Origin of the sequence: Bdellovibrio sp. (genome assembly GCF_036384735.1) — a bacterium.
Lineage (GTDB): Bacteria > Bdellovibrionota > Bdellovibrionia > Bdellovibrionales > Bdellovibrionaceae > Bdellovibrio.
The window spans coordinates 23,367-48,314 of the sequence record NZ_DASVLT010000032.1; the positions used below are offsets into that span (position 1 = coordinate 23,367).

At 44.3% G+C, this 24,948-nt stretch carries 21 protein-coding genes; 7 read left to right on the forward strand and 14 right to left on the reverse strand.

Annotated features, from left to right (window positions below; all coding sequences use genetic code 11):
- Nucleotide 1: 1 nt before the first annotated feature.
- The 3 genes from VF412_RS08940 to rnr all read right to left on the reverse strand — a co-directional run bounded on the left by VF412_RS08940 (nucleotide 2) and on the right by rnr (nucleotide 5,166).
- Entirely contained in the window at nucleotides 2–772 is a 771-nt protein-coding gene (locus VF412_RS08940) for a LysR family transcriptional regulator (RefSeq protein ID WP_331338889.1), read from the reverse strand.
- A gap of 12 nt (nucleotides 773–784) precedes the next feature.
- Nucleotides 785–2,461 carry an AarF/ABC1/UbiB kinase family protein gene (locus VF412_RS08945; protein ID WP_331338890.1) on the reverse strand — a complete coding sequence of 559 codons (1,677 nt, stop codon included), beginning with the start codon at nucleotides 2,459–2,461 and terminating at the stop codon, nucleotides 785–787.
- A gap of 155 nt (nucleotides 2,462–2,616) precedes the next feature.
- The gene (gene rnr / locus VF412_RS08950) at nucleotides 2,617–5,166 is read right to left on the reverse strand and encodes a ribonuclease R (RefSeq protein ID WP_414640834.1); all 2,550 of its coding nucleotides are present in this window, start codon (nucleotides 5,164–5,166) and stop codon (nucleotides 2,617–2,619) included.
- 704 nt (nucleotides 5,167–5,870) lie between these two features.
- On the opposite strand from rnr, the gene VF412_RS08955 reads away from it, so the two are divergent.
- Complete coding sequence (locus VF412_RS08955; RefSeq protein WP_331338892.1) at nucleotides 5,871–7,010, forward strand: hypothetical protein; 1,140 nt, start codon at nucleotides 5,871–5,873, stop codon at nucleotides 7,008–7,010.
- 111 nt (nucleotides 7,011–7,121) lie between these two features.
- On the opposite strand, the gene VF412_RS08960 is transcribed toward VF412_RS08955, so the two are convergent.
- From VF412_RS08960 to VF412_RS08995, 8 genes are all read right to left on the reverse strand, one after another.
- On the reverse strand, nucleotides 7,122–8,333 hold the full coding sequence (locus VF412_RS08960) for a DUF1513 domain-containing protein (RefSeq protein ID WP_331338893.1): 1,212 nt from the start codon (nucleotides 8,331–8,333) through the stop codon (nucleotides 7,122–7,124).
- Between the two features lie 138 nt (nucleotides 8,334–8,471).
- Nucleotides 8,472–8,888: a hypothetical protein gene (locus VF412_RS08965; protein ID WP_331338894.1), complete on the reverse strand. Its 417-nt coding sequence runs from the start codon at nucleotides 8,886–8,888 to the stop codon at nucleotides 8,472–8,474.
- Nucleotides 8,889–8,936: 48 nt separating this feature from the next.
- On the reverse strand, nucleotides 8,937–9,278 hold the full coding sequence (locus VF412_RS08970) for a hypothetical protein (protein WP_331338895.1): 342 nt from the start codon (nucleotides 9,276–9,278) through the stop codon (nucleotides 8,937–8,939).
- A gap of 176 nt (nucleotides 9,279–9,454) precedes the next feature.
- The gene (locus tag VF412_RS08975; protein ID WP_331338896.1) at nucleotides 9,455–10,537 is read right to left on the reverse strand and encodes a hypothetical protein; all 1,083 of its coding nucleotides are present in this window, start codon (nucleotides 10,535–10,537) and stop codon (nucleotides 9,455–9,457) included.
- Nucleotides 10,538–10,547: 10 nt separating this feature from the next.
- The gene (locus tag VF412_RS08980; protein WP_331338897.1) at nucleotides 10,548–11,423 is read right to left on the reverse strand and encodes an ABC transporter permease; all 876 of its coding nucleotides are present in this window, start codon (nucleotides 11,421–11,423) and stop codon (nucleotides 10,548–10,550) included.
- On the reverse strand, nucleotides 11,423–12,451 hold the full coding sequence (locus VF412_RS08985; protein ID WP_331338898.1) for an ABC transporter permease: 1,029 nt from the start codon (nucleotides 12,449–12,451) through the stop codon (nucleotides 11,423–11,425). The genes VF412_RS08980 and VF412_RS08985 overlap by 1 nt, the downstream gene beginning before the upstream one ends.
- Nucleotides 12,451–13,926, reverse strand: a complete 1,476-nt coding sequence (locus VF412_RS08990; protein ID WP_331338899.1) for an ABC transporter ATP-binding protein — start codon at nucleotides 13,924–13,926, stop codon at nucleotides 12,451–12,453. The genes VF412_RS08985 and VF412_RS08990 overlap by 1 nt, the downstream gene beginning before the upstream one ends.
- Nucleotides 13,927–13,932: 6 nt before the next feature.
- The gene (locus tag VF412_RS08995) at nucleotides 13,933–14,913 is read right to left on the reverse strand and encodes a BMP family ABC transporter substrate-binding protein (protein ID WP_331338900.1); all 981 of its coding nucleotides are present in this window, start codon (nucleotides 14,911–14,913) and stop codon (nucleotides 13,933–13,935) included.
- A gap of 258 nt (nucleotides 14,914–15,171) precedes the next feature.
- Here VF412_RS08995 and VF412_RS09000 point away from each other — a divergent pair, with 258 nt between their 5' ends.
- Nucleotides 15,172–15,888: a Crp/Fnr family transcriptional regulator gene (locus tag VF412_RS09000; RefSeq protein ID WP_331338901.1), complete on the forward strand. Its 717-nt coding sequence runs from the start codon at nucleotides 15,172–15,174 to the stop codon at nucleotides 15,886–15,888.
- 143 nt (nucleotides 15,889–16,031) lie between these two features.
- Here the strand turns inward: VF412_RS09000 and VF412_RS09005 are convergent, their stop codons facing one another.
- Both VF412_RS09005 and VF412_RS09010 read right to left on the reverse strand, forming a co-directional pair.
- On the reverse strand, nucleotides 16,032–17,618 hold the full coding sequence (locus VF412_RS09005; RefSeq protein WP_331338902.1) for a S8 family serine peptidase: 1,587 nt from the start codon (nucleotides 17,616–17,618) through the stop codon (nucleotides 16,032–16,034).
- Between the two features lie 171 nt (nucleotides 17,619–17,789).
- A complete protein-coding gene (locus VF412_RS09010) occupies nucleotides 17,790–18,200 on the reverse strand; it encodes a hypothetical protein (RefSeq protein WP_331338903.1) in 411 nt (136 codons plus the stop codon).
- A 119-nt stretch (nucleotides 18,201–18,319) separates the two neighbouring features.
- On the opposite strand from VF412_RS09010, the gene tsaA reads away from it, so the two are divergent.
- The 5 genes from tsaA (at nucleotide 18,320) to VF412_RS09035 (ending at nucleotide 22,007) form a co-directional block, all read left to right on the forward strand.
- The gene (gene tsaA / locus VF412_RS09015; RefSeq protein WP_331338904.1) at nucleotides 18,320–19,030 is read left to right on the forward strand and encodes a tRNA (N6-threonylcarbamoyladenosine(37)-N6)-methyltransferase TrmO; all 711 of its coding nucleotides are present in this window, start codon (nucleotides 18,320–18,322) and stop codon (nucleotides 19,028–19,030) included.
- Nucleotides 19,031–19,091: 61 nt separating this feature from the next.
- Entirely contained in the window at nucleotides 19,092–20,078 is a 987-nt protein-coding gene (locus VF412_RS09020) for an isopenicillin N synthase family dioxygenase (RefSeq protein WP_331338905.1), read from the forward strand.
- Nucleotides 20,079–20,210: 132 nt separating this feature from the next.
- Nucleotides 20,211–20,681, forward strand: coding sequence for a hypothetical protein (locus tag VF412_RS09025; RefSeq protein ID WP_331338906.1), 471 nt, complete (start codon nucleotides 20,211–20,213; stop codon nucleotides 20,679–20,681).
- 7 nt (nucleotides 20,682–20,688) lie between these two features.
- Nucleotides 20,689–21,450 carry a hypothetical protein gene (locus VF412_RS09030; RefSeq protein WP_331338907.1) on the forward strand — a complete coding sequence of 254 codons (762 nt, stop codon included), beginning with the start codon at nucleotides 20,689–20,691 and terminating at the stop codon, nucleotides 21,448–21,450.
- Between the two features lie 128 nt (nucleotides 21,451–21,578).
- Nucleotides 21,579–22,007, forward strand: coding sequence for a hypothetical protein (locus VF412_RS09035; RefSeq protein WP_331338908.1), 429 nt, complete (start codon nucleotides 21,579–21,581; stop codon nucleotides 22,005–22,007).
- An 85-nt stretch (nucleotides 22,008–22,092) separates the two neighbouring features.
- Here VF412_RS09035 and VF412_RS09040 read toward each other — a convergent pair whose 3' ends face one another.
- The gene (locus tag VF412_RS09040) at nucleotides 22,093–24,771 is read right to left on the reverse strand and encodes a valine--tRNA ligase (protein ID WP_331338909.1); all 2,679 of its coding nucleotides are present in this window, start codon (nucleotides 24,769–24,771) and stop codon (nucleotides 22,093–22,095) included.
- Nucleotides 24,772–24,948: the final 177 nt, after the last annotated feature.

Sequence of the window (24,948 nt, forward strand, 5' to 3'; positions counted from 1 at the left end):
GTTATTCAGAAATAGCAGTATTGATATTATCCCAAAGAACTGGACTTAAAAGCTCAGAGCCAATCATTAAAACAGGCTCTGCATCTTTTTGGCGACCACGTTTTGCTTCCGTCGGCATATGTCCAATACCGCCGACTTTTTCAAACCAAGATCTGCGCATAGCCAAAGAGTTTGAAACTAACAAGTGCGGATAGCTCTCAAGCTCTCGTTTGTTGGCTCTTCCATATTCGAAAGAACTTAAAACAGCGAAGTTCTTATTGGAATTAATTTCTTCCAACTTTTGGAAACCTAATTCGATCAAGTATTTAAATTTCTGACGACCCGGAGTTTTCGATGTGAAAATCAAATCCAAATTTCCAGAAAGGAAGTTCGCTTCAAGCTCATTCAAGTCATAAATATCCAAAGTGATTTTCTTAACACCGACCTCTTCGAAGCAGAGCTTGACGGCCTTTAATGCGAAGTCCGACAAGCCTTCAAGGGTGCCGATATGAAGTTCGGCCACCATTTGATTGTTACTGATACCTTGCATTTCGAGCTCAAGACGTCGAATGGATTTTTCAAAAATCTCTGCCAACTGAAAAGCCACGTTCGTCCAGCCTGATTTTCTTTTTGCCGATCGATCCAATAAAACGATTTTTAGCTCATCTTCGATCTTTGCGATGATGCGAGATAACTGCGGCTGACTGAGTCCCACATGAAGAGCTGCTGCCGACAGGTTTTTAAAGTGAACAGCTTTGGCAAGGACGCTGAGTTCATAGTAAAGTTGCTGCATAAATTCTAAACCTCAGGGCTTTCTAATATAGTTTACGAATGCTATTAGACCCAAAACCATGGCTAAGACATAACCGACAAAGCTTGCAGTAGGAATGCCCCAGATATGGTTTTCAGTTTGGTGCACGAAGATAAATGACGAACTTAAAATCAACGCCGAAATAATCACGCCTAAGAAAAGTAAATTAAAAGAAACCTCAATCGAGCGTTTCAGTTCTTTGATTTCATAAATGCGAACTTTAAACGCGTGATCAGGACTATTGATCTTTCTAAAGAAGAAATTCAATTGGCGAGGAAGAGCATTAATGAACGCTCTTGATTCCCGGGCAATCTGTGAAAGGTCGTTTGCGACTTTCTGAGGACCAAATTGAGTTTTAGCCAGCTCGCCCGCAAACTCTAAAGAGTATTTTAAGAAGTCAAAATCTTTATCGATCTTTCTGCCAATGCCTTCTACTGAAACGATGGATTTAAAGAACAACATCAGTTCGGTTGGAACTTGGACGTGATGGCGTGCCGCAATTCCTGAGGACTTCATCAAGATCTTGCCAAGATTGACGTTCTTAAGAGTCAATCCATAATAAGGCGCAATCAATTCACGCAAATCTTTGGCGAAGATATCGATATTCACTCGATCCGAGAATGGCGCAAGGTCCACGTATTCAAAAGCCAGACGATCGTAGTCCTCTTTGGAAAGGGCTAAGAGCATATTGGCAATAGCTCCTTGAGTGCGCGAATTCAAACGTCCCACGACGCCAAAGTCAATCAAGCCGATGTGATTGTTCGGAAGGACGAAGAAGTTTCCTGCGTGCAAATCCCCGTGGAAAAGCCCGTCATGGAAGACCATTTTTAGATATGCGCCGAGACCGCGGCGAATGACCTCATTGGTATTGATGTCCGCTTGCGAGAGGGAAGTGGCTTGACTGAGGGGGACCCCAGGCAAAGCCTCCATCGTTAAAACCCGTTCTGTTGTGAAGTCGAAATAGACATCCGGAATTTTGATTGTCTCGTCGTTGGCGAAATTTTCTTGGAAGCGACGGATGTTGTTTGCTTCAACGACGAAATTTGTTTCAAGTTCTAATGTTTTGAAATACTCGTCAACAATGCCTTTGGGATTGAAGGGACGAGTTTCTGGAACGTAGGTAGATAAAAGATCGGCAAGCAAATACAAGACGTTCAAATCATCATTAACAGTTTGGATGACGCCAGGTCTTTGCACTTTGAGAACGACATCCTCGCCGGTTGACAAACGAGCCCGGTGCACTTGCGCGATACTTGCAGATCCTAGGGGTTCCGGGTCGATGGTTTCAAAGATTTTGTAAAGATGCTCACCGAACTCTTCTTTAAGAACACCTTCGATAACCGAAAACGGAAGGGGTTGAACGCGGTCATGAAGCTTTTCGAATTCAGAGACATATTCTTCAGGAACCAGATCGGGACGCGTGGCAAGAAGTTGTCCTAGTTTTACGAACGTAGGCCCCAGCTCTTCAAAGCTCATACGCATGCGCTCTGCCATCGATAATGATTCAATATCTGAAGAGGTGCTCAGGCGTTCGATGATAAATCGGCCGAGTTTTACTTTCTCTGCAACTTTATGAAAACCATGACGTGCAAAAACACTTACAATGGTGCGCAAGCGCGCAGCATTCTTAAGCGTTTTTCCAATTTGTCTTCCGGTGTTCAAAGCTGTCACTACGATCTCCGAATGATGTCATTATCCAGGAAGTTAAATGCAGGGGCAAACAACAAACGTTTACAAGCTATCCATGGTCTAAGGGAAAAAACTGCCTAGCCTAAGGTTGAACAACATAAAAATAAAAAAATGGCGGACTCATCATCCGCCATTTTTTATTTTTTCTTTTTAGCTGTCTTCTTTTTCTTGTCTAGTCTGCTGTCCTTCAGGCTTTCACTATTTTTGACAGAGTAAGAGTCTTCATCGCGAAGTTTGGAATTTTCTGAAAAACGCAGCTTTTTGCTAAGCTTTGGTTTTTCTTCTCCGGCCGAGTCCTCACGATTGGCTTTTCTGAACTCGGAAGGGCCCAGAATCATGCGTAAAAGATTCTCGTCTGGTCCCTTGCGTTCTTCGCTGTCGAGTTCACGAGGTTTAAAGTTGAATTGTTTCGTCGCTTTATCCTGCTTCAGGGATTGGCCCGATTTATCTTCACGGCTGTCGCCAAAGAATTTGGATTTTTGTGGCTTACCGCCGCCAAAGCCTTTTCCGGCTTTTCCTTCTTTTTCGAAGCGGCCTTCTTTGAAGCGAGACTTTTCACCTTTTTCCTCTTTGCCCTTGCCTTTCGCAAAGCGGTCCTCTTTGCGACTAGGACGTTGTTCTTTACGATCGTTATGAATGCGAGGATAGTCTTTGTCGCCGCGTTCACGTTCTTTTTCAGAGTTCTTGCGAAGGCGCTTCAAATACTTTTCAGAACTTGCTTGAGCTGGTGTGCGATCATCTTCTTCGTCTTCATCGTGATCTTCAATCTCTACACCGGCCTTAACAAAGTTGACTTGGCCTAATTCAGGATCAGCAGCTGCCACTTGAATGCGAATATTGTCGCCGATGCTGTATGTGAAGCCAGAGCGGCGAGCGACGAGCTTTAAGTTCTCTTCATCGAATTCATATTTATCGCCACCGAGATCATCCAAACGGATTAAACCATCGCAGTCGTACTCACGAAGAAGAACAAAGATACCGAATTTCGCGACAGAGCTGATCATGCCGTCCAGTTCTTGGCCTATGAATTTCTCCATGAAGCGGGCTTTCTTAATCGATTGGACCTGGCGTTCTGCTTTTGTAGATCTTTGTTCGGCAGCAGAAAGAATAGTTCCTGCTGTTGCCAGATCATCTTCACTCATCAAACGATACTGTGAACTTTTCACTACTTGGTTTTTAAGCAAGCGGTGAATGATCAAATCAGGGTAGCGACGAATCGGCGATGTGAAGTGCGCATAGTATTCAAACCCCAAACCAAAGTGGCCCACATTATTAGGGCTGTACTTTGCTTGACTCATTGATCTTAAGGTTAGGATATTCAGGATTTGTGCTTCAGGACGGTTTTCAAACTCTTCCAAAGCTTTTGTCAGGCGCTTTTGCAATTTGCCTTGGCCTAGCTTTGTTTTGCCACCAAATGTTGCCATATATTTTTCAAGCAAGCGAATGGCTTGCTCGTTAGGTGGCTCGTGAATACGATATAAAGCAGGGACGTTGCGCGAATTTAAGAACTTTGCAACAGCCACATTTGCAGCCAACATCATCTCTTCAATCAAACGATGTGAGAACAGGCGTTCAGAGCGTTGAATGTCGATAGGAACACCGGCTCCATCAATCACAAGTTCCGTTTCAGGAATTTCTAAATCTAGCGAGCCATCTTTAAAGCGTTTTCCCATCAAGATCTTTGCTAGATCGGCAAGTCTCAAGATGTTTTCTTTAACGTGAGCGTGTTTCTCGACGACGTTGCCGTCAATAATTTCTTGGGCTTCGCCATAAGTGACTCGCGATTTGCTTTCCATGACAGCTTCATAGAAGTCAGAACGAGTCATCTCGCCAGTAAAGTCGAATTGCATTTCAGCGACCATGCATAAGCGTGGCACATGAGGATTCAAAGAGCATAATCCGTTACTAAGAACTTCCGGCAACATCGGTACAACAAAATTCGGGAAGTAAACGGAAGTACCACGCTCGTAAGCGTCGCGGTCAATTGCTGTGCCCACTTGCACGTAATGACTGACGTCAGCGATAGCGACATAAAGAAGAAAGCCTTCGTTATTCACTTCTACATAAACAGCATCATCGAAGTCTTTGGCTGTAGCACCATCGATAGTGATGAGATCAATGCCGCGCAGGTCTTTACGGCCTTTAAAGTCTTTTTCATCGGGAACTTCTTTATAGCGTTTTGCTTCTTCCAGCGTCTCTTTAGAGAATGCTTCCGGAATATTGTTAGAAAGAATTACGCGCTTGATATCAGTCAATGGGTCGAGGGCATTGCCGATGACAGAGACGACTTTTCCTGTGAACTGTTTTCCATCCTCTGGGTAAGTGATGGCTTCAGCGGCGACAAGCTCTTTGTCTTTCGCTTCCATTGAGTCTTCGATTTTTATGCGAAGATCCTGACCCCAGCCTTTTCCTTCATCGCGAAGGATTCCGTATTTATCGTTAAGTTTATAGAACCGTCCGACAAAAGTTTTCGTTCCTCGTTGGATGACTTTGACGATCTCGCCACGGAATCTGTCACTCCCTTTTTCAGGATAAACTTCAGCCATGACCTTATCGTTCGTCATGATGCCTTCCATGGATGTGCGGGGAATATAAACGTCAGGATGCTCTTTATCGTCGGGAATGAAGAAGCCGAAGCCGTCTGGATGTCTTTTGATAGTGCCTGGGAGAATTTGTTTCTTCTGCATGTGCGAGGTGTTCATCCTTTTCATCAAGATTAGCACAACTTAAAAGACGCGATAGGAAATAATCGTCCTTATATATGTCGAAGAAGTTGAAATTCGCTTTCGTTTCGATGACGACGACACATTTTACGAAGAGAAACAATCTGCATTCTTCCAAGACAGTTAGTTTTTGTTGATGATTTTATCGTGGAATTGTTCGAGACGCACAGGACCTCTAATTAAATTATTTTCGATCTGAGAAGGAAAATGCGGACTAAGGTCCAGGTATTTTTGCCATAAGTCAGGACTATGATCTAGTGCGCCAACTCTACTTTGAACTCTAGCGTCATTGCCTCTTTCTTTTTACTTTTTTTGATGTCAGAAAAATCCAAAATAGAGATCAAAAGACCTACTTATCCACATGTGAAAAAATAATCACAAAGGTTTTGAAATCCGCTACTGTTGCGGATTTCAAAGATGTCTGTTTGATTGAATTTGTGGAGTCGAACACAGAGAAACATAAAAAAATTCTGAGATAAATTTATAACTTTTTGAGTGCATCTTTTTTCCATAATTTTGCGACGAGCATTTGAGGTGCGACATTTTTGTGGTTGATCTTGGACTGGACCCTCATTAGCATTTTTTGTGTAACGGATTACAGACTTTAATGGTTTAAAGACTTTTTAAAGAACTCATTACGATTGCAACGAAACGAAAGGATGCATCAAATGAAAAAACTTTTAGTATTGGCAGCATTGTCAATGGCAGCAGCTCCTGCGATGGCTTCGAAAGCTCGCGTAGAGGCACTTGGTAACGACGCTAGTTTGGTTGATGTTCAAACAGCATTTGTTAACCCAGCGGATATGATGTTCGTAGGCGACCAAGCAACTTTTGAATTTGGTTCTTCAAGCACTGCTGGTTACACTTACGATGGCGCTGGTGGCTACACTGCAAGCACAACTCCTCATGCTGAGGGTGGTTTCTTCAAGACTTTGTCTTGGGGTAAAGTTGGTGCGTACCTTGGTCACAAAAATGACACTTCAAACTTGTTCATCGACCGTGTTAACAACACTCTTGCTGGTGCTGGTTTCCACTCAACAACAGGAGCATTGTTGAATGAGCAAAATCCTTTGGATTTGTTCTACGGTAACGACATGGGTGGATTGAAATACGGTGTGAACGTTCACTATTCAAACTCTCAATCTCAAGACAACACAACTATCGGTAAACAAACTGAAAACACACTTGGTGCGTCTTTCGGTGTTCGTAGCGATGTATGGAATGCTTGGGTACGTGCAGGTCTTGCTGGCGACACTAAATCAACTGATCTAGCGACTTATGCTCCAGAGCTTAAATCTAAAGGCCTTTATGGCGTTGGTGGCGGTTACTGGTTCGATACTATCTACGTATACGCTAACTACCAATATGCTAAAGGTACATCGACTATTGCAGGTACTGACCAAGATATCACAAACCAAGTTTGGTCTTTGGGTATGGTTAACAATCATAAAGTTGAGGGTGGTAACTTCTTCTACGGTATCAGCTACGCATACAACCAAATTGATGCTGGTTCAACTGTAGGTAAAACAACTGATCAAGGTCTTCCATTGATCATGGGTCTTGAAGTTGATGCTAACTCTTGGTTGACTCTTCGTGGTTCAGTTACTCAAACTGTTCTTTACGGTGAGAACAAAACTGAAGCTGCTGCAACTACAAAAGATCAACTTACAAACGACACAGTTGTTGCTGCTGGCGCAGGTATCAAATGGGGTAAAATCAACCTAGATGCTACTCTTGCTGGTGCAGTTAACGGTCAAGTTAACGGCAACAACTTGTTGGCTAACGGTTCTCTTACTTACATGTTCTAATTTAGAACGTTTAAGCTGAGTTAAGCTAAAACGAAAAAGCCCAGGGTGACCTGGGCTTTTTTATTTTAAGGACGCTACGGAAATAAAAAAGACGATATCGACCATCAGTCGTTAAGATGGCCACACAATCTCTGTTCCATGAGATCCCGTACCGATCCATTTAGTACGTAAAGAACCATTGATTTTGGCGATCTTATCCAATGAAGAAAAGCGCTCCTGTGGAATCGAATAAGCCACCATAGGCTCTTGAGCTCGAGAAACAATCATCAGTGAAGGATCGGGACTATAAACCAAAGCACTTGGTATTTCGATATTTGAAATAACCTTCATGGGCTTCAACTTTTCGGCATCTAAGATAACAATGGCACTGTTAGAGGGGATCGTGACGATGACCTTTTTCCCATCTAAGGTCTTTCTCGCACTGAGGGCTTCCCCATGCACGTTGGTAAGAATTGGATCTAATGTCAGGTCTGTTACCGTTTTATCTGTGATGCTTGCGATGGCGGTGGGCAGGTGCGCTCTGTCTGGATCGCTAGTCACACCGAAGCACAGAAATTTTTGTTCACCAGTTATGACAAAGTGTCCGTAACCTTTGTCTCCATGTTCAAGATTGATTTGATCGATAAGTTTTCCGGTCGCAAAATCAATGCGCGCTAGATTGGAAGAAAGATCCTGAGTTGCACCGGCCGCCTTCATGGGTTTGCGAAAGTCTGGTTTCAGGCCCGAATGCATAATGAAAAGATGCTTTTGATCTGCGGATAGTTGCATATCATGCGGAAGAACTCCGTAAGTTGGACGAAGGTCATCCAACTTAAGAGTTTTAGTGTTATAGATTAAAAGCACACCGACATTGGCTTTGTAGTCCATAGCGCCAATCAAGACATGCTCATTATTTGGAGACATAACCCCATGGCCATAAAAATAATGGTTTGCCGGTAGTGGTAGTGATCGTGTTTTCTCGCTTGTTAGAGAGATTTCAACGCTGCTTTCACCCCACTTATGGACGGCGAACAACTGATCTGGATTTTTAGAATTTTGAATGATCTGATGAGGCAGGAACTGCGTGGGGATGGTTTTAAAGCTGGTGCCTGAGAAGTTTCCTGCAATCACATGTCCAGGAGATCCAATCACAGGGCAGGGCGTATCTGGATGAAGACGCTTTTCTCTTGCACCTGTCCCGAGTGCAAAACCACGGTTGTCCCAAGGATTGTTATTGTTATCAGCCTTGGTGGCTAAAGAGGCCGCCCGCACCAATGGCTGGTCGAACAATAAAGACAGGAACGTCCCGCCTAGATATCCTAGAACTTGCCGTCGTTTTGTCATCACACTTCCTTGTGTCACTTAGAAGTATAGCAGGGAAGTGCTTAGCGTAAAGATTTTCCTGACTCGACCAAAACTCTGCTTTCCATTAAAACTTTGGAAATCTCTGCAGTCCTGGATTTGCTGGCTATTCCTGCGGCATTATTTTCCAAGAATAGTTTGAACCTGGGCCACTGATTTTTGAAGTTCAACGGAATCGTTGTATGCACTCTGAACTGCAGCAATATCGTGGCGTTTGCTTGCTTGAATTGCCGTGTTTAGCAAATCGCTTGCGACCATGCTGATTTGACCCAAGTTCAATTGTTGAAGCGCGCCATCTTGGTCTCCAGCTTTTTGAACAAGTTGATCGACCAACTTATTTTGTGCAGTCATGAACGAAATTTGAGAATTCATTTGGGAGATTTCGGCATTGTCTGCCTGAACAGCATCCAACTTCGTATCCATATTTTGAATGTACTCAGCGCTATTGTAGAAGTCTGAATCAGAAGCATGAGCCATAGTAGTAACAGAAGTCATTGCCACAAAACTTGCGATTGAAAGTATCAAAGACTTTTTCATAGTAAATCCTTTAATTATAATCTTTAAAATTTCCTAAAATCAGAAAAATTATTTATTAACGACAGACAAAGCTTGTTGTTTAAGGGCGCTAACATGGTTGTAAGCTTGATCAATGATGTTTCCATTTTCGCTACCATCGGCTGTGTTATAAATAGCGGAAGCTTGCTTTTCAATTTCTGAAAGCATTTCTGCTCGAGGTCCTGCTTTTTCAATTGATTGTCTTAATTGAGATATTTCAGAGATCATCGAACTCATTTGTTGAAGTTCGCCTGTTTGAATGATCATTTCTTGATGTTCTTGGTAGATAGGATCTTGCTCATAATCTTCAGCATGAGCAAATGTAGAACCCATTAGAACTGCGGCAACTGCTAACAATAAAACCTTTTTCATAATCTCTTCCTTTATGAATGTTTAAATTCCGAAAGAGGGAGATGCGAGGTCTGTGCCTGGTTGAGACACGATTAAATGGGACTTTGCTGTCTACAAATAAGACAAAGGCCCCTCTGGGGCCTTTGCGCAATGATCTTAATAGCTTATGGAACAGACAGTTGTCTCAAGCTGAGACACTATTTCTTGTCTTCGGTTTTCGCTGGCTTGGCAGCTGGAATATCGAAGTAGTCTGGCTGAACGAATTCAACAGTGAACGGATATTTATAAGATTTGTATGCACCAACTTTTGGACGGCCTGCTTTAACGTAAGCATCATCCCAAAGATTTGCTAGTAAAACAGCGCCGCGAGCGAGATCGTTCAAAACGATTTTGTTCATGCGTTTGAAAGCAACAGAAACCGGTTGTCTTTCGGCATCTACGCGAACTTCCATACCGTGGTCTTTTGTTACAGTCGATTTCTTGATGATAGGATCCAATTTCAAAATCTTTGGAACTTCTGCCGTAGAGATCACGCTTAATGCGCGCATTTTCTCTAGAACAGTTGCTGGCTTCAAGAAGGAAGGATTTTTCATGTCGCGGGCTGCTTTCAATACAAGAGCATCAAGGTCGCCATCGAATTCACTAACAACGCCATCCTCGAAGTAAGCGTGGATGCCACCATGGCCGGTTGCCCAACCGTCATAGTCTGATGTTGTATGAAATGGTTGAGAGGTATCGCCAACGAAGTGACCCATTAAGCCCATATCTGTCGTCATTTGATAAACTAGCTTGTTGTAGGGAAGTTCGTTGTCTTGTTCTTCTTTACGATTTGCAGGCGCCTGAGCCGCTTCGAATTGTGGTTTCAAGGCTGCGATACGACGAGAGAACTGGTCCACTCTCCACCATGAAGAACCAAACTCTGTTGGGAAGAATTTGATTGTTGAACCATCCTTTTTAAATTGGTTTTCTTTGCCTGTGTATTCGGCCATCAACTTCTTGTAATCCAAAGGAACATCTTTCGGATTCATTCCCGTAATTTCAACGTCGATGAAGTGCGCAGGGCTTCCGTATTTTACCGCGTCACCACCTTCACTTTTCCAGTAAAAATCAGGCATGTTGCAAAGGTGACCCATCATCTGAGGTTTATTGCGAAGATAATCCTTCAAACCTTTTTCTTTAAGAAGGAAAACAGCTGTGCGGCAGATCGTATCATGACCGCGACCGCCCCAACCGAATGCGGTTGAAGACGCTAGCAGCAGAAGCAGAGTTAATTTTTTCATGGGTACTCCTTTAAAGTTCTTTTCCTAATGCTTTTGGGGGACGGCTTGCGCCGATGAATCCTGCCAAAGCAATGATGGTAACGATGTAAGGCAAAATTTGAACAAATTGAACGGGGATTTCGACGCCACCGATTTGTGTGCCTTGCAGACGGATTTGCACGGCATCTGCAAACGCAAACAACAAGCAAGCAGCAAAAGCAGGAAGCGGTTTCCATTTACCGAAGATCAAAGCTGCCAAAGCCATAAAGCCGCGACCACCTGTCATCATCGGAGAGTAAGAAGAAGCCAGATACAAAGAAAGACTTGCGCCACCCCAGGCAGCGAAAGCTCCGCTTAGGGTCACTGCGATCCAACGCACCTTACGAACGCTTACACCGCTGGCCATCAAAGCTTCAGGATGTTCGCCCGCAAATAACAACCACAGACCTGAGCGCGTTTTGCGAAGCCACCAAGTTAAAGCGATCACTAAAAGGAAAGCCATTGCGAGGGGCTCAAATGTAAAACGGCTTTCTGCAGGCAATGCCGGAGTCGATCCTGTGGAATTATAAAGAATCTTCGTCATGAATGGAATCACACCCATCACTAGAAGATTGAAAGCCATACCAGTCACGATCTGATCCGCACGAAGTTCGATCACAAACAACGCATACAACGCACCGATTGCAAGACCCGCAATAGTTGCCGCAATCCAACCAATCCAAGCATGGGAGGCAGAGTGTCCCGCCACCGCGCCTACGAAAGCACCTACCAACATGAAACTTTCAAGAGCGACGTTCACGACACCAGATCGTTCGCTCATCATACCACCCATGGACGCAAAAATAAGCGGAGTTGCCAAACGCAAAGTCGCAAAGAGCAACGTGACGACTAATAAAGCGTAATCCATTAGCTCTTTCTCCTTTTTGAACGAAGATATTCCCAATACGCTTGCGCCGCTACACCTAAAATAATCAGGGCTTGGATAATGTGAGAAAAGTCACGAGTGATTGTTGAAGTTTCAAGATCAAGATCTGAAGCGCCTTTATGAAGAGCGCCCATCAAGAATGCTGCTACGATAATTCCCAACGGATTGTTATTCGCAAGCAGCGCCACCGCGATACCGATAAAACCGTAATCTGGAGAGAAGCCGACACGGTATTGACCTGCGCTACCCATCACCTCAGACAAAGCGACACAGCCGGCAAGGGCCCCCGCTAAAGTCATAGCGATCATCAAAGTTTTCTTTTCAGAGATGCCCCCACGATGGGCCGCTTCTGGATTTGAACCTACGGCGCGCAATTGGAAACCCCAAGTTGTTTTCCATAGGAAAACCCACATCAAGATTGCAAAAACGATTGCGAAACCAATCGACGCATTCGCTGGAGTATCTGGAAACAGGCGCGCGATCAAATCATAGTCTTTAAACATGTAGTTCGCAGACACCATCGCTGTTTCCGGATTTTGTGAATTTGGATTTGGGATAATTCTTAAAGCAAACCAGCTTGCCAGGCCCGCAGCGATAAAGTTCATCATGATTGTGATGATAACTTCATGACTGCCACGATACGCTCGAAGCCAGCCCGGAATAAATCCCCACAAACCACCTACTGCAATCGCAGCGATAAAGGCGATAAATGGAGCAAAAGGAAAGGGAATATTCGGGAAGAGCACACCGACGGCTGCCGCCGTTAATGTTGCCATGGTCAACTGACCTTCAGCGCCAATATTGAAAAGACCTGCGTGAAAGCCGATAGCCACAGAAAGACCGCAAAAAATTAACGGAGTCGTGTAAGACAACGTCAAGCCGAAGTCATACATCGAGCCAAACGCACTCCTCATTAAAACCATGAAGATGTGCCAAGGATTTTCACCGGCAAAGAAAGTAAGAAGAAGAGCGACAGTCAAGCCAAGCGCAAAGCCAATAAGACGTCTCATTAAGCGCCTCCCATGGCTGCGCCCAAAGCGATTTCATCAAACTGACTGCGAGTGAACTCGGCCACAAAGCGTCCTTTGTATAAAACTGCAATACGATCAGAAAGAGCCATCAATTCATCAAGCTCGGAAGAAATCAAAAGAATGCCAGAGCCCTCATCGCGACAGCGGCGAAGTTCGTTGTGAATAAACTCGATAGCTCCGATGTCGACACCGCGAGTAGGTTGAGCTGCGATCACAAAATCAGGACTTTGCGAAAGCGCGCGTGCGACAACAAGTTTCTGCTGATTACCACCAGAGAGTTTTTCAAAAGAATGAAGTTCATTGCGAGGACGAACGTCGTAAACTTCCATCGCCTCTTTTGTGGCTTTCAAGATATCCTTCTTTTTTAAAAAGATACCGCGAGCAAAACGCGAAAGTTTTTGTTGCCCCAAAAGGAAGTTCTCCCACACAGGGCGTGAAGGCAAAACACCAAAGCGTAAACGATCTTCAGGGAAAGAACCGACCTTGCCATTTACTTCGATTGAACCACTGAAAGATTTTTTATCCAAAGCGTGGCGATCAAGTAAAGCACGGATCAAGATGTCCTGACCATTTCCCTCAACACCGGCAACTCCGACGATTTCACGTGCATAGACATTCAAACACACATCATGAATTTTGTGATTACCTTGTTCCGCGCATAAATTTGAAATTTTCAAAACCTCTTTCGAAGTGTCCACTTTTGTTGAACGCTCTTTCGGGTTTTGCAAGCGACGACCCACCATCATTTCGGCGAGGTCTGCTGGAGATGTCTCTGATGTTTTTTTATTTGCGATCACTTGGCCTGCACGGAAGACGGTGACTTCGTCGGTTAAGGCCATCACTTCTTTCAGTTTGTGAGTAATGATTAAAATCGTTTTGCCTTCTTCTTTAAGACGCAAAAGATTTTTGAAAAGATCTTGAACCTCCTGGGGAGTTAGAACTGCTGTTGGTTCATCCAAGATCAAGATCTCAGAATCTTGAGAAAGAATTTTTAGAATCTCGATACGTTGTTGCGCGCCAACGGATAGATCTTCGACCTTTGCATCCAGGTTGATATCGAAACCATAACGTTGAGCGATTTCATGCAAGCGAGCCTTTTGCTCTGCACGCGGAAGAACGGAAAATGCAGAACCTTTTTGTTGAAGAAGAATATTATCCAAAGCCGTGAACGGCTCGGCCAACATAAAGTGCTGGTGGACCATGCCGATCTTGTGGGCCATAGCATCGATAGAGGAATGGAAGTGAACCGGTTTTCCGTGAACAAGGACTTCGCCCTCATCGGGCTTGTAAAGTCCAAAAAGAATTTTCATCGCCGTGGATTTGCCAGCGCCGTTTTCGCCGACAATCCCGTGGATGGTTCCCGCTGTCACTTTGAAGGATAAATCCGAATTGGCGCGAACAGTGCCAAAGTATTTTGAAATTCCTCGGAATTCGACAGCAGGAGTAGTGCTCATGATCGCTTATTTCTTTTTGTAGTAATCAGGAACTTGAATTTGACCAGCAATGATTTTCTTTTTGATCTCTTCAACCTTTTTCTTCATCTGTGGAGTGATCAATTTTTCGTTGTATTTATCCACCGTATAGTTCACGCCATTATTCTTCAGACCGAACTGAACAATGCCGCCGGCAAATTTACCTTCTTGGGTTTCTTTGATTGTATCATAAACGGCAACGTCTACTGCCTTCATCATGCTCGTAAGGATGATACCTGGCTTGATCCAGTTCTGATTGCTATCAACACCAATGGCGAATTTCTTTTTGTCTTCCGCTGCATCGAACACGCCTGTGTTAGAAGCGCCTGCACATGCAAACACAACATCAGCACCATTTGAGTATTGTGATAAAGCAAGTTCTTTAGATTTTGCAGGATTGTTCCAAGCCTCGCCAGTCACGCCAACGTAGTTGTCAGTGATTTTGATTTTTGGATCAACGTACTTAGCACCTGCTGCGTATCCCATTTCAAAACGACGGATCAACGGAATATCCATGCCGCCGACAAAACCGATCGAATGAGTTTTAGAAGCCATTGCCGCCAAAGCACCTACAAGGAACGAACCTTCGTGTTCAGCGAACATCAAAGAGCGAACATTCGGAGCAGAAACTTCTCCGTCAACGATGGCGAATTTTACTTTAGGAAACTGTGCCGCCACTTTTTGGACGGCTTCTTTTTGAGCGAAGCCGATGCCGATGATCAAATCGAAATTTTTGCGAGCAAATGCACGATGAAGATTTTCGATTGCATTCGTGTCAGTCGCTTCAACGTATTTCAATTCAATTTTCAGATCTTTTTCAGCTTTGGTAGCGCCGGCATAGGCTGCAGAGTTAAAAGATTTGTCGTCTTTTCCACCTTTATCGAGCACCAGACCAACTTTAATTGGAGCTGCGAGCGCAACTGTGTGTGTTAACAACAATAACAGGGTAGCAAGGATACGTTTAGCCATCTTTGGGGCCCCTTAGTAAGCACTTAACAAGTGAGTATGCACACGAATTAAGCGTTTGATTTCACAAAAAATTTCAGTTTTTGATCGGGCTCAAATTAGGGGACTGACTTTCGTCAGTCAAGTCATAATCATTTCAGAGCGATAATCGAGGGCCGTTACAAGTCAGTTATGTCGAAATTTCAATTAGGCGGTTGTATAATATCAGCTTAGGATGACTTCAACATTTAACCCAACGAAGAAAGTGCGGAGGATAAGAGTATGGAATCTCAGACAATACTCAACGGCGGAGTAAACTCCCTTGGTTTTATGAGCAATCAAAATCTAACCATTCCAAATACTTCGAATGTTCCCTACGAAGTCATTCACCTCAAAGAAGAGGAAATGATTTTCAAAGAAGGGGACACACCGAAGGGCCTTTATTACGTTCAATCGGGATGTGTTAAAGTTGTTGTTAATCGTTCTCATGCCCGTGGACGTACGACGACAAACGAGTATGTTACTAAACTGGTTTCACCAGGCGAGTACTTTGGGTACAAGTCTTTGGTGAAAGGTGTGGGGTCACAGTCTCACGCCAAAGCTGTGAAATCGACTGTCTTGTGGTTGTATCCACGTGAGTTGATTCAAGTTGCCATGGCGCAGGCTTCACCTTTGGTGAAACTATTGTTGAACCAAGCTGTGAATGACCTCGAGTCTTTTGAAACCACAAGCCAACTTCACTATTTGGCTTCTGTTCAAGAGCGTATTGCTTACCAATTGGTTTTGTTGGCTGATAAGTTCGGCGTACAAACACCAAATGGAATCTCATTGAATTTGAAACTAACTCGCAACGAGTTCGCTCAGCTTGCAAGTACAATCAATGAGTCTTTGTCTCGTCATCTGACTGAATTCAAAAATGAAGGTCTGATCGACTTGAACGGCAAAGAGATCATTATCAAAAATCGTGATGGTTTGATGAGAAGATCCGGCAATTTCTAGTTGTTAGGTTCTTTTTCCAAACTCGACTGGTTTGCACTCCGACGAAGTCGGGATGTGAACAAAATAAAAAACCACAGCCTTAAAAACTGTGGTTTTTTATTTCTTAGACTTAAATGCCGCTCGGCAAATGAACTCTTAAAATCTTACGGTAACTGAAATGACTTTGCTGGTGCATTTGGATTTACACGGCAAAGGCCCGCTTCGACCGGGCGTTGGAAGATCTCCGCAGCACCCTGTGGGATGACACCATGGCGAGGATAAACCGCGTAGCCGCCTTGTGGAAGCGCTACAATCATATCGTTTAACAAATTACGACGAAGTCCCGACGTCATTTGAATTGGATCAAACGGTACCATGATACGATTTCCAACGGTTGTCGCCACCAGAACGCCGCCTTTTGCGAAGGCATCCTGTAAATAAGCTGGCGGATTTGGGAAGGCGATATCTATGAAACAGCCACGACCGGTTGGAAAGAACTCAAGCAAGTTCAGCGAAAGTCCCATCTGGTTCCAGTAGCCCACACCTTGAATCTTCATCAGCACTTGCTGGCGATTCAATTTTGGCTCCTGAGATTTCAGAATACCTACTCCAGCCGCGACAATCGCCGCTGCATTAGAACTTCCGTAAGGAGTCGTTCCGTCAGCCAATTGTAATCTCGAAGGAGCAAATACATCAGGCTTATTCAACGCTAAGGACACTGAGGACATAGGGAAATCACTGGCGCCGACCGTGATGACTGTTGGATTGTCGGCAGGATTCAAAACCGTTTCGTTCGCTGTGTGCGAGGGCATGATGATATTATCTGCCTCAATAGAAATGCGAAGTGAGTCGTTTTTCGTAAAGTTGTGCGAACGATCTTTCACGCGCAAGAAGTATAGACCCGGCTTCAACTGAGCCTCGATGATTTCTCGAGGATATTTTGAATAACCGGGACGATTTTCATTTATGTCTGTGGATTGTTTTAAGCCCGCTGTCTGAACAACACTTAGAACGTCATCTGTCAAAACGAAATCCAAATCCTTGTTCGTGCCAAGGTTTGAATCGTTCTTAAAATCATTCCAGGCAAGAACAGCGCGCAAGTAACAAACATGGTTTGTATTGTCGTTGCAGCGGATGGCTAGCGCGTTGTTTTGATCTGGCAATTTTACCCAATCATCTTGAATTGTCTGAATGCCAGAGTTGTAAGTTGTAAGACCGAAGTTGCCAGCAGCATTAACCCAGATGGCCCCTGCTCGAGTCGCGCGAGATACTTCTGCGTTGATGAAACCTGTACCGTCGTTATTGCCGCCGTATTGCCATACTTCAGAATAAAGAACTAAATCCACTTTGCGAGCGATGATATCGTCGATCGCTGCCTTAAAATTCGTAAATCCGAAAACATTATACAGAGTCAGATCTGGCGCCCACTGATCCGCGCGCATATCGTCTGTCATAAACGAAGTTAAAATCTGAGCCATGCGAAGCCCGTGTTCGGTCTTCACATCATCCGGTGCCGCCAAAGGACCCGGTACGTAGCGAGTGCTCGCAGGCAAACTCACGCCGATTTCTTTTTCATAGCCAAGAAAGCCTTTATCAAGGACAGCCACTTTCAAGCGGCGACCAGGATTTTTCACTTGATAGAATTTTTGGAATCCCAAGTTTGACTTCAGCGTATCAAGATTTGTGAACGGCGAAGCAAAGCCAGGCAAAGAAATAAGAGTGGTTAGCAGTAATGAAACATAAAACTTCATAAGGTATCCTTGTGTTTCCAAAAAACAAAAATCACAAATGCTTCGCCGGTGAAGTTTTATGTCGATGAAGAGAAGTCTTCGGCGAAACTTAAAGTGTGCTGCGAAAGAAACTCCAGAGCAGCACACTTTCAAAAGTCACTCCATCGTGCGAGCACGACCGAGCGATTGGGCCTACCACCAGAAATTTGAGTAGTAGTAGTAAGAGTAGTAACCGTAGCTGTATGTGTAGCATGGACGGTACCATGAACCATACCAGTACATATAGCTGTAGTAGCTATTGTAACCATTGTAGAAGTACCAGCTTGAAGAGCCACCGTCTTTATCAAGCTCACCACGAACGTTCGTAGGTGCTACTTGGCTGAAAGAAGCAGTTTGCGCCAAAGCTTGTGCTTGGATCTCGTTTCCAACTTTAGCAGATGCAGTTGCAATCGCTGTTGAGTTGTCACGTTTGTCTACGCGAACAACTACTGCATTGTTCATTGCAGATTGGTTGATCACAGACGCTTCGTTATCAAGCTCACCCGCGAAAGCTGAACCAGCTACGCCCAAAGCAAGAGCCGCTACAAGAATCAGGTGTTTCATTTAAAACCTCCTAGTGTTTTGCTCTTTTTTTCTGCAAATGGGCCCTCTTGTCACTCGAAAAGCGTCTGCATTTTGAAACTCCTTGACGCCAAGCATAGCAAAAAGGTACGGCGTACCTGATGGAACCGATTGGGTATATTGAGAGTTGTTTTAAGGATAAATTTGGGACACCGCGACAGCCGGGGTTGGTTAAGAAGGCTTGGGCGAAACTCAAGATTCGCGCCGATTTGCAGCCCGAAGAATCTCTGCAGGGGCTCGAAGGATTTTCCCATGTGTGGCTGATTTGGGTTTTTCATCAAAACAAAGTCTCTCGTTATCATGCGAAAGTTCATCCTCCACGCTTGGGTGGAAAGAGCATGGGGTTGTTTGCAACAAGAACTCCACATCGTCCCAATCCTATCGGCCTTTCATTAGTTGAAATTGTGCGCGTGGAAAAAGACGGAATCGTTGTGTCTGGTGCGGACCTGGTTGATGGCACTCCGATTTTAGATATCAAACCTTATTTACCAGAAGTGGAATCAATTCCTGGAGCACGCACGGGGTGGACCTCTGAAGTTGTCAAAGATCCAATCGTTGTGGAATTTACAGACCACGCACAAAATGTGTTAACGGCTTGGCAAAAGCGCAATCCAGATAAAGAACTGCGGGAAATTATTGAAGAGACCTTGAAATTAGATCCTCGTCCCGTGATTTATAGAGGCTACGAGGAGGGAAAAGATTCCCCTTATCGTAACAATCATGCGGTTCGTTTATTTGATGGAGATGTCCATTTCACATTCGAAAACCCCACCCTGGTGAGAGTTTTCGATATTCTTTTTACGCATAATTAGTTGCAGTTGCCTTTTAATGAAGCAACAAGTTACATAGGTTTACCGATTAAAGGGGGAAATCATGAGAACTACGGAAACTGCGTCTCATTCTGAAAACAGCACTCTTCGTAAGGTGCCAACACTAAGCTTGGCGAGTTACACAACTGGTTCATCAGCTGAAAAATCAAAATTCATTGATGAGCTTTTCACAGGTCTAAAAGAATACGGATTCATCATTCTTAAAGATCACAACGTAAAAGCTGCGGATCTTCACAAAGCTTACGAAATTCTTGAAAAATTCTACTCTTTGCCGACAGCTGTTAAAGAGTCTTACATTTCCCCAAATGCAGGTTTCCAACGTGGTTACACTCCATTCGGTAAAGAGCACGCTAAAGATTCTCCAGTGATGGACTTGAAAGAGTTCTGGCACGTGGGGCGTGTTCTTGCTGCTGACAGCGAGCTTCGCAATGTTTACCCAGAAAACATCTGGCCAACAAAAGAGCTTCCTGAATTCCAAACTCACTTCGTAAAACTTTTCAACGCCCTTGAAGAAGCGGGTAACGTGATGCTTGAAGCATTGACGATGCCTCTTGAGGTGGACAAAGATTTCTTCGCTCGCATGACGAAAGACGGTAACTCGATCCTTCGTCTTCTTCACTATCCACCAATTCCTGACGGTGTTGACCCACGTTGCGTGCGTGCGGCGGCTCACGAAGATATCAACTTCATCACAATCTTGCCTGCGGCAACTGCTTCGGGTCTTCAATTAAAGGACCGTGATGGCACTTGGTTGGACGTTGATTCTGAACCAGACACATTGATCGTTGATGTGGGTGATATGTTGGCTCGTTTGACGAACGACGTTCTGCCTTCGACTACACATCGTGTGATCAATCCACAAGATGGTACGAATGGTCATCGTTACTCTATGCCGTTCTTCATGCACCCTCACCCGCAAGCGATGTTGAGCTGCCTTCCTTCTTGCAAGGGAACTGGAGCAAAATACGCAGATATCACAGGTCAGGACTTCTTGATGCAACGTCTTCGCGAAATCGGTCTATTGAAATAGTACCGAAAAAAGTCAGCGAATTAGAAATGACTTCAAGGAGGGGAGCTGTGTTAGTTCCCCTTCTTGCATTTTAAGTGGTTTTTTTATTATACAGACATCGGTACTTGCGGATTGATCATGAGGGGGGATTTCATGAAATATTTGTTGGTTCTTTTTACCGTTGCGATCGGATTGTGGTCTTTAGATTCCATGGCCATCGATCTTGCAATGAAGTTCAGTGTTAATAAAGTCGGGGATAACCACGAAATAGAAAAATCAGTGACTTGGAATCCGAACACTCAGGAAGCCATTGTTCGCATGGGACTTGTCCCTAGTTTTATTGACCCGGCTTTGTCGGATAAAAACGTTGATTTTTCAACGGCTAAAACAGTTCAAGTCGTTCCAGTGGATATGCCAGAATTGGCGGAAGCTTGTAATCAAGTGACGCAGTGGCAATTTGAATATCGCCCCGGTCTTCCTAACTATTTGATGTATATCACGCTCAAAGGTCCAGATTGTCAGCACCTAGCCGAATATTTAGAGCTGTATAATACTCGCTTTCGATTTGTTCAGGTCTCAACGCAGACCGATGCCATTGACGTAGCGGTGCAGATTAGCCAATAGTTATTAGATGAACAAAAAAAATATCATCATTTTGGCTGTCATCGTTGCCGTTCTTCTTGTGATTTCTTACTGCTACTTCGGTGGCAGTAAGCAGAAGGTTCAAGATTTCCCACCGGATCTTCCAAATCCGGCGGTGAGCACGACGCCAACTCCATCGGCGAATTTGAATGAAGCTCCAGCGCCTTCTCCTTCTCAGACTCCGGATGCAAATGGTTTTCTTCCTACTAAAATGGAAGACCCGCATCGTTTCGAAGCGTTGCAAAAGAACTTCAAAGACATGTCAGTGTGTTTGAATATGAAATTGGGACCTTTTACTCAAAGTGATGATATGAACTTTGAGACATTGAATACAATCATCGCTCCGGATTTGGGTGATATTGTGACAACAAGTGATGATTGGTCTGCGACGGATATTAAAACCAATAGCGGTGAAATTCGTCGTATCTTTGTACAGAACTCTGCGAATTCAAATACGGAATCTGTGCGCACAGTGAAATACTATGTGCTTCAGGCAAATGGTACTCAAAAAGAATTGCCTCTTACTAAAGAACAGTCCGTGAATCCTTCTGATAGTTTAATTTCAAGTCTTGAAGGTGATGGTCAGCTTGTGACGAAGTCTGTAGCTAAAAAAGTTTTCTATCAAAACGGTGATGATCTAAGTGTCGTTGAAAGAAACGGCAAAATTTATTCTTTCGGCCTGGCCCATGACGGTAAAACGTTTAAATGCCAAGGTGTCGATAGCGGTTCCGTCAGTTGCTCTTGCCAGTAGGGTGACTGCCTTAAAAAGGCCAATGAAAATCTTTGTGACAGTAAAAAAGGGGATTAAGCCCTTTAGTTTGATCTGATAGCGGCATGGGGCTTGAATAAGTCCCATGGATTGCAAAACGAGGATCAAGCATGAAGGCTTTATTGGCTTTAACATTTTTGTTGGGGACCGGGGTTGCCCGTGCCGATGTCAAATGGTTGGACATCTCGGCTCGTTATACCTGTCAGACAAATCATGTGTTTTTGAAGACTGCTGAAGGTGAGCCTTTAAACTTTGAGCCTAACACGACGGTCGTATATGCCCCAGATGATTCGCAAAATCAGAACCTTGTCATTGGCAATTATGGCTATGTCATCTGGATTCGCCAAATGAGCGATACCGCCATGGGCTTCACTTTGATGAAGAATGTCGACGGCGATCTTAAGACCGGTCAGGATGTTGTCTTTGATTCAAATCAAGCCTCGTTAGAAATGGACTTCCCACTCAACAATTCAGCTGGCGAAGGCAGTGCCCACTGCAAAATTGAATTGAGTAGTAAACCTTCGACTCGTTTTCCTTAGATAGAATTTGTAGTTCTTAAAAAAAGCCCCGTCATTAAAACGGGGCTTTTTTATTTCTAAAGGATTGTTGTAAAGAAGGATGCTTTTATTGGAAGCGAGTCAAAGCGTCGCGCAAAGAATCCAATTGAACTTTGGATTGAGCTAGTAAGGCTCTGTCCGCTGCGATTACGTCTTCATCAGCATTAGCTACAAATTTTTCATTCGAAAGCTTGCCGCTTAAGATGCCGATGTCTTTCGTTAGTTTTTCGATGGACTTGTTGATGCGTTTCAACTCTTCATCGAAGTCTACAAGGCCTTCAAGCGGGATAATGACTTTCACTTGCGCTTCACCCACAGAAACTGGAGCCACCGCGCACTTCATAAGGTTGCCTTCTTCGCCCACTTCCATGCTCTCGAGACGAGCCATCGTCATCAAAGCTGTGCGGTTGTTGCCAAGAATCTTTTGAACGCTGTCATTTGTAACACCCAAGCGAACATTCAATTTCACGGCAGGGCTGATGCGATTTTCACCACGAATATTGCGGATAGCTGTAATAACCTCTTTAACGATATCGATTTCAAGGGCTGCTTGATCAGAAGCCAATGAAAGGAATTCTTTATCGTTACGGGTGTTCGGATATTGATCGACGATACAAGCTTGTCCTTTGATCGGAAGCTTTTGATAGATTTCTTCCGAAATGAAAGGTGCAAACGGATGCAACAAACGAGTGATGCGGTTCAATACCTGAGCGATCACAAGTTGAGTTGCCGCTTTCTCTTCAGCATTGTTGCCATTCATGATTGGCTTCGTGAATTCGATATACCAGTCACAGAACTGATTCCAGATGAACTGATAAAGAGCTGTCGCGGCCTCAGAGAATCGTTCGCCTTCCATAGCCTCTTCAACTTGTTTTGTTGTCTCGGCAAGTTTTGCGATGATCCACTGATCGAACACGCTAATGTGTGCTTTGTTCGGCAACGCCTTCACGCCTTCAGCTGGAGCTTTGAAATCGCCAAGATTTGTCAGTGCGAAACGAGCCGCATTCCAAATCTTATTCATGAAGTTGCGATAGCCTTCCAAACGTTGTTCGCTGAACTTGAAATCTTTTCCAGAATATAAGTGAGCAGCAAATGTAAATCTAAGGGCGTCAGCTCCGTACTTTTCGATCATTTCAACCGGATCGACAGAGTTACCCAAAGACTTCGACATCTTTCTGCCTTGGGAGTCGCGCACCAAGCCGTGGATATAAACCGTGCGGAAAGGAACGTCGCGCTTGAACTCTAGACCCATCATGATCATGCGGGCGACCCAGAAGAAAATGATATCGTGACCAGTTACCAAGTAACTAGTTGGGTAGAACGTTTTCAATGTCTCGGTCTCTGTTGGCCAACCCATTGTAGAGAACGGCCACAAAGCGGAACTGAACCAAGTATCCAAAACATCGTCGTCTTGTTTTACATGAGTGCTGCCGCATTTTTCACAAGCTGCTACGTCAGTTTCAGAAACAGTCGTGTGGTTGCAAGTTTCACAATACCAAACTGGAATACGATGACCCCACCACAATTGGCGCGAGATACACCAGTCTTCAATGTTGTTCAGCCAGTGAAGGTAAACCTTTGTCCAAGATTCTGGTTCGAAACGGATTGTGCCACTTTCAACAACACGCTTTGCAGGCGTTGCAAGTTGTTCCATTTTAACGAACCACTGTTCAGACAAGAACGGCTCAACAACCGCACCGGAACGAGAACAGTGACCCACAGAGTGAACATGTGGTTCCTCTTTAACCAAAAGATTTTGTGCTTTCAAATCTTCAACAATGCGCTTACGAGCTTCTTGAACTTTCAAGCCCGCGTAGGGGCCTGCGTTTTCATTCATCTCCGCCTTGCGAGTCAGAATGTTGATGAAATCAAGATTGTGGGCTTTACCAACTTTGTAGTCATTGAAGTCATGGGCTGGAGTGATTTTCACAACGCCAGAACCGAACTCTTTATCAACGTAAGTGTCGCCGATGATTTGAATCTGTCTGCCAATCAAAGGCAGAAGAACTTTTTTGCCGATCAAGTGTTTGTAGCGATCATCTTCAGGATTTACAGCAACGGCCGTATCACCCAACAAAGTTTCAGGACGAGTTGTCGCAACTGTCAGGAAGCCTGAGCCATCTTCAAGAGCGTAATTGATATGGTAAAGAGTCCCTTTGATTTGTTTGTGTTCAACTTCCAAATCAGAGATCGCAGTTTCAAGAGGGCCTGACCAGTTCACAAGACGTTGACCACGATAGATCAAACCCTTGTTGTAAAGACTTACGAAAACTTTGCGAACGGCTTTAGAAACACCCTCATCCAAAGTGAAAACAGCGCGATCCCAGTCACAAGAGTCACCAAGACGACGCATTTGCGAGTAGATGCGATTGCCGTATTGATGTTTCCACTCCCAAACTTTTTCCACGAATTTTTCGCGGCCCAAGTCGTGACGAGTGATGTCTTGTTTTTTAAGTTCTTTTTCAACAACTGTTTGCGTGGCAATGCCCGCGTGGTCCGTACCAGGAAGCCACATTGTGTTGAAACCGTTCATTCTTTTCCAACGAATCAACATGTCTTGAATCGTATGGTCCAAGGCGTGACCCATGTGAAGGAAACCGGTGACGTTTGGTGGCGGCAAGATAATAGAGAATGGAGGTTTAGTCGATTGATCCTGCGCTTTAAAGAAGCCGGAATTTTCCCACCACTGATATGTTCTGCTTTCAACATCAGCCGGATTGTAACGATCTGATAACTGTTCTGACATTTGGGTACCCCTGAAGGTTTAAGGACACGAAATCCCAAGGTTTTTAACTCATCGAGATTATCAGAATAAGACCTTAGAGTGTAGGAAAACTGGACTAGATCTGGTCGTTTCAGCCTGAATCACTGCGTTGGAAGTCCTCGCTAAAAATGGACTTGGCGGGTAAATTGAAACGGTGTT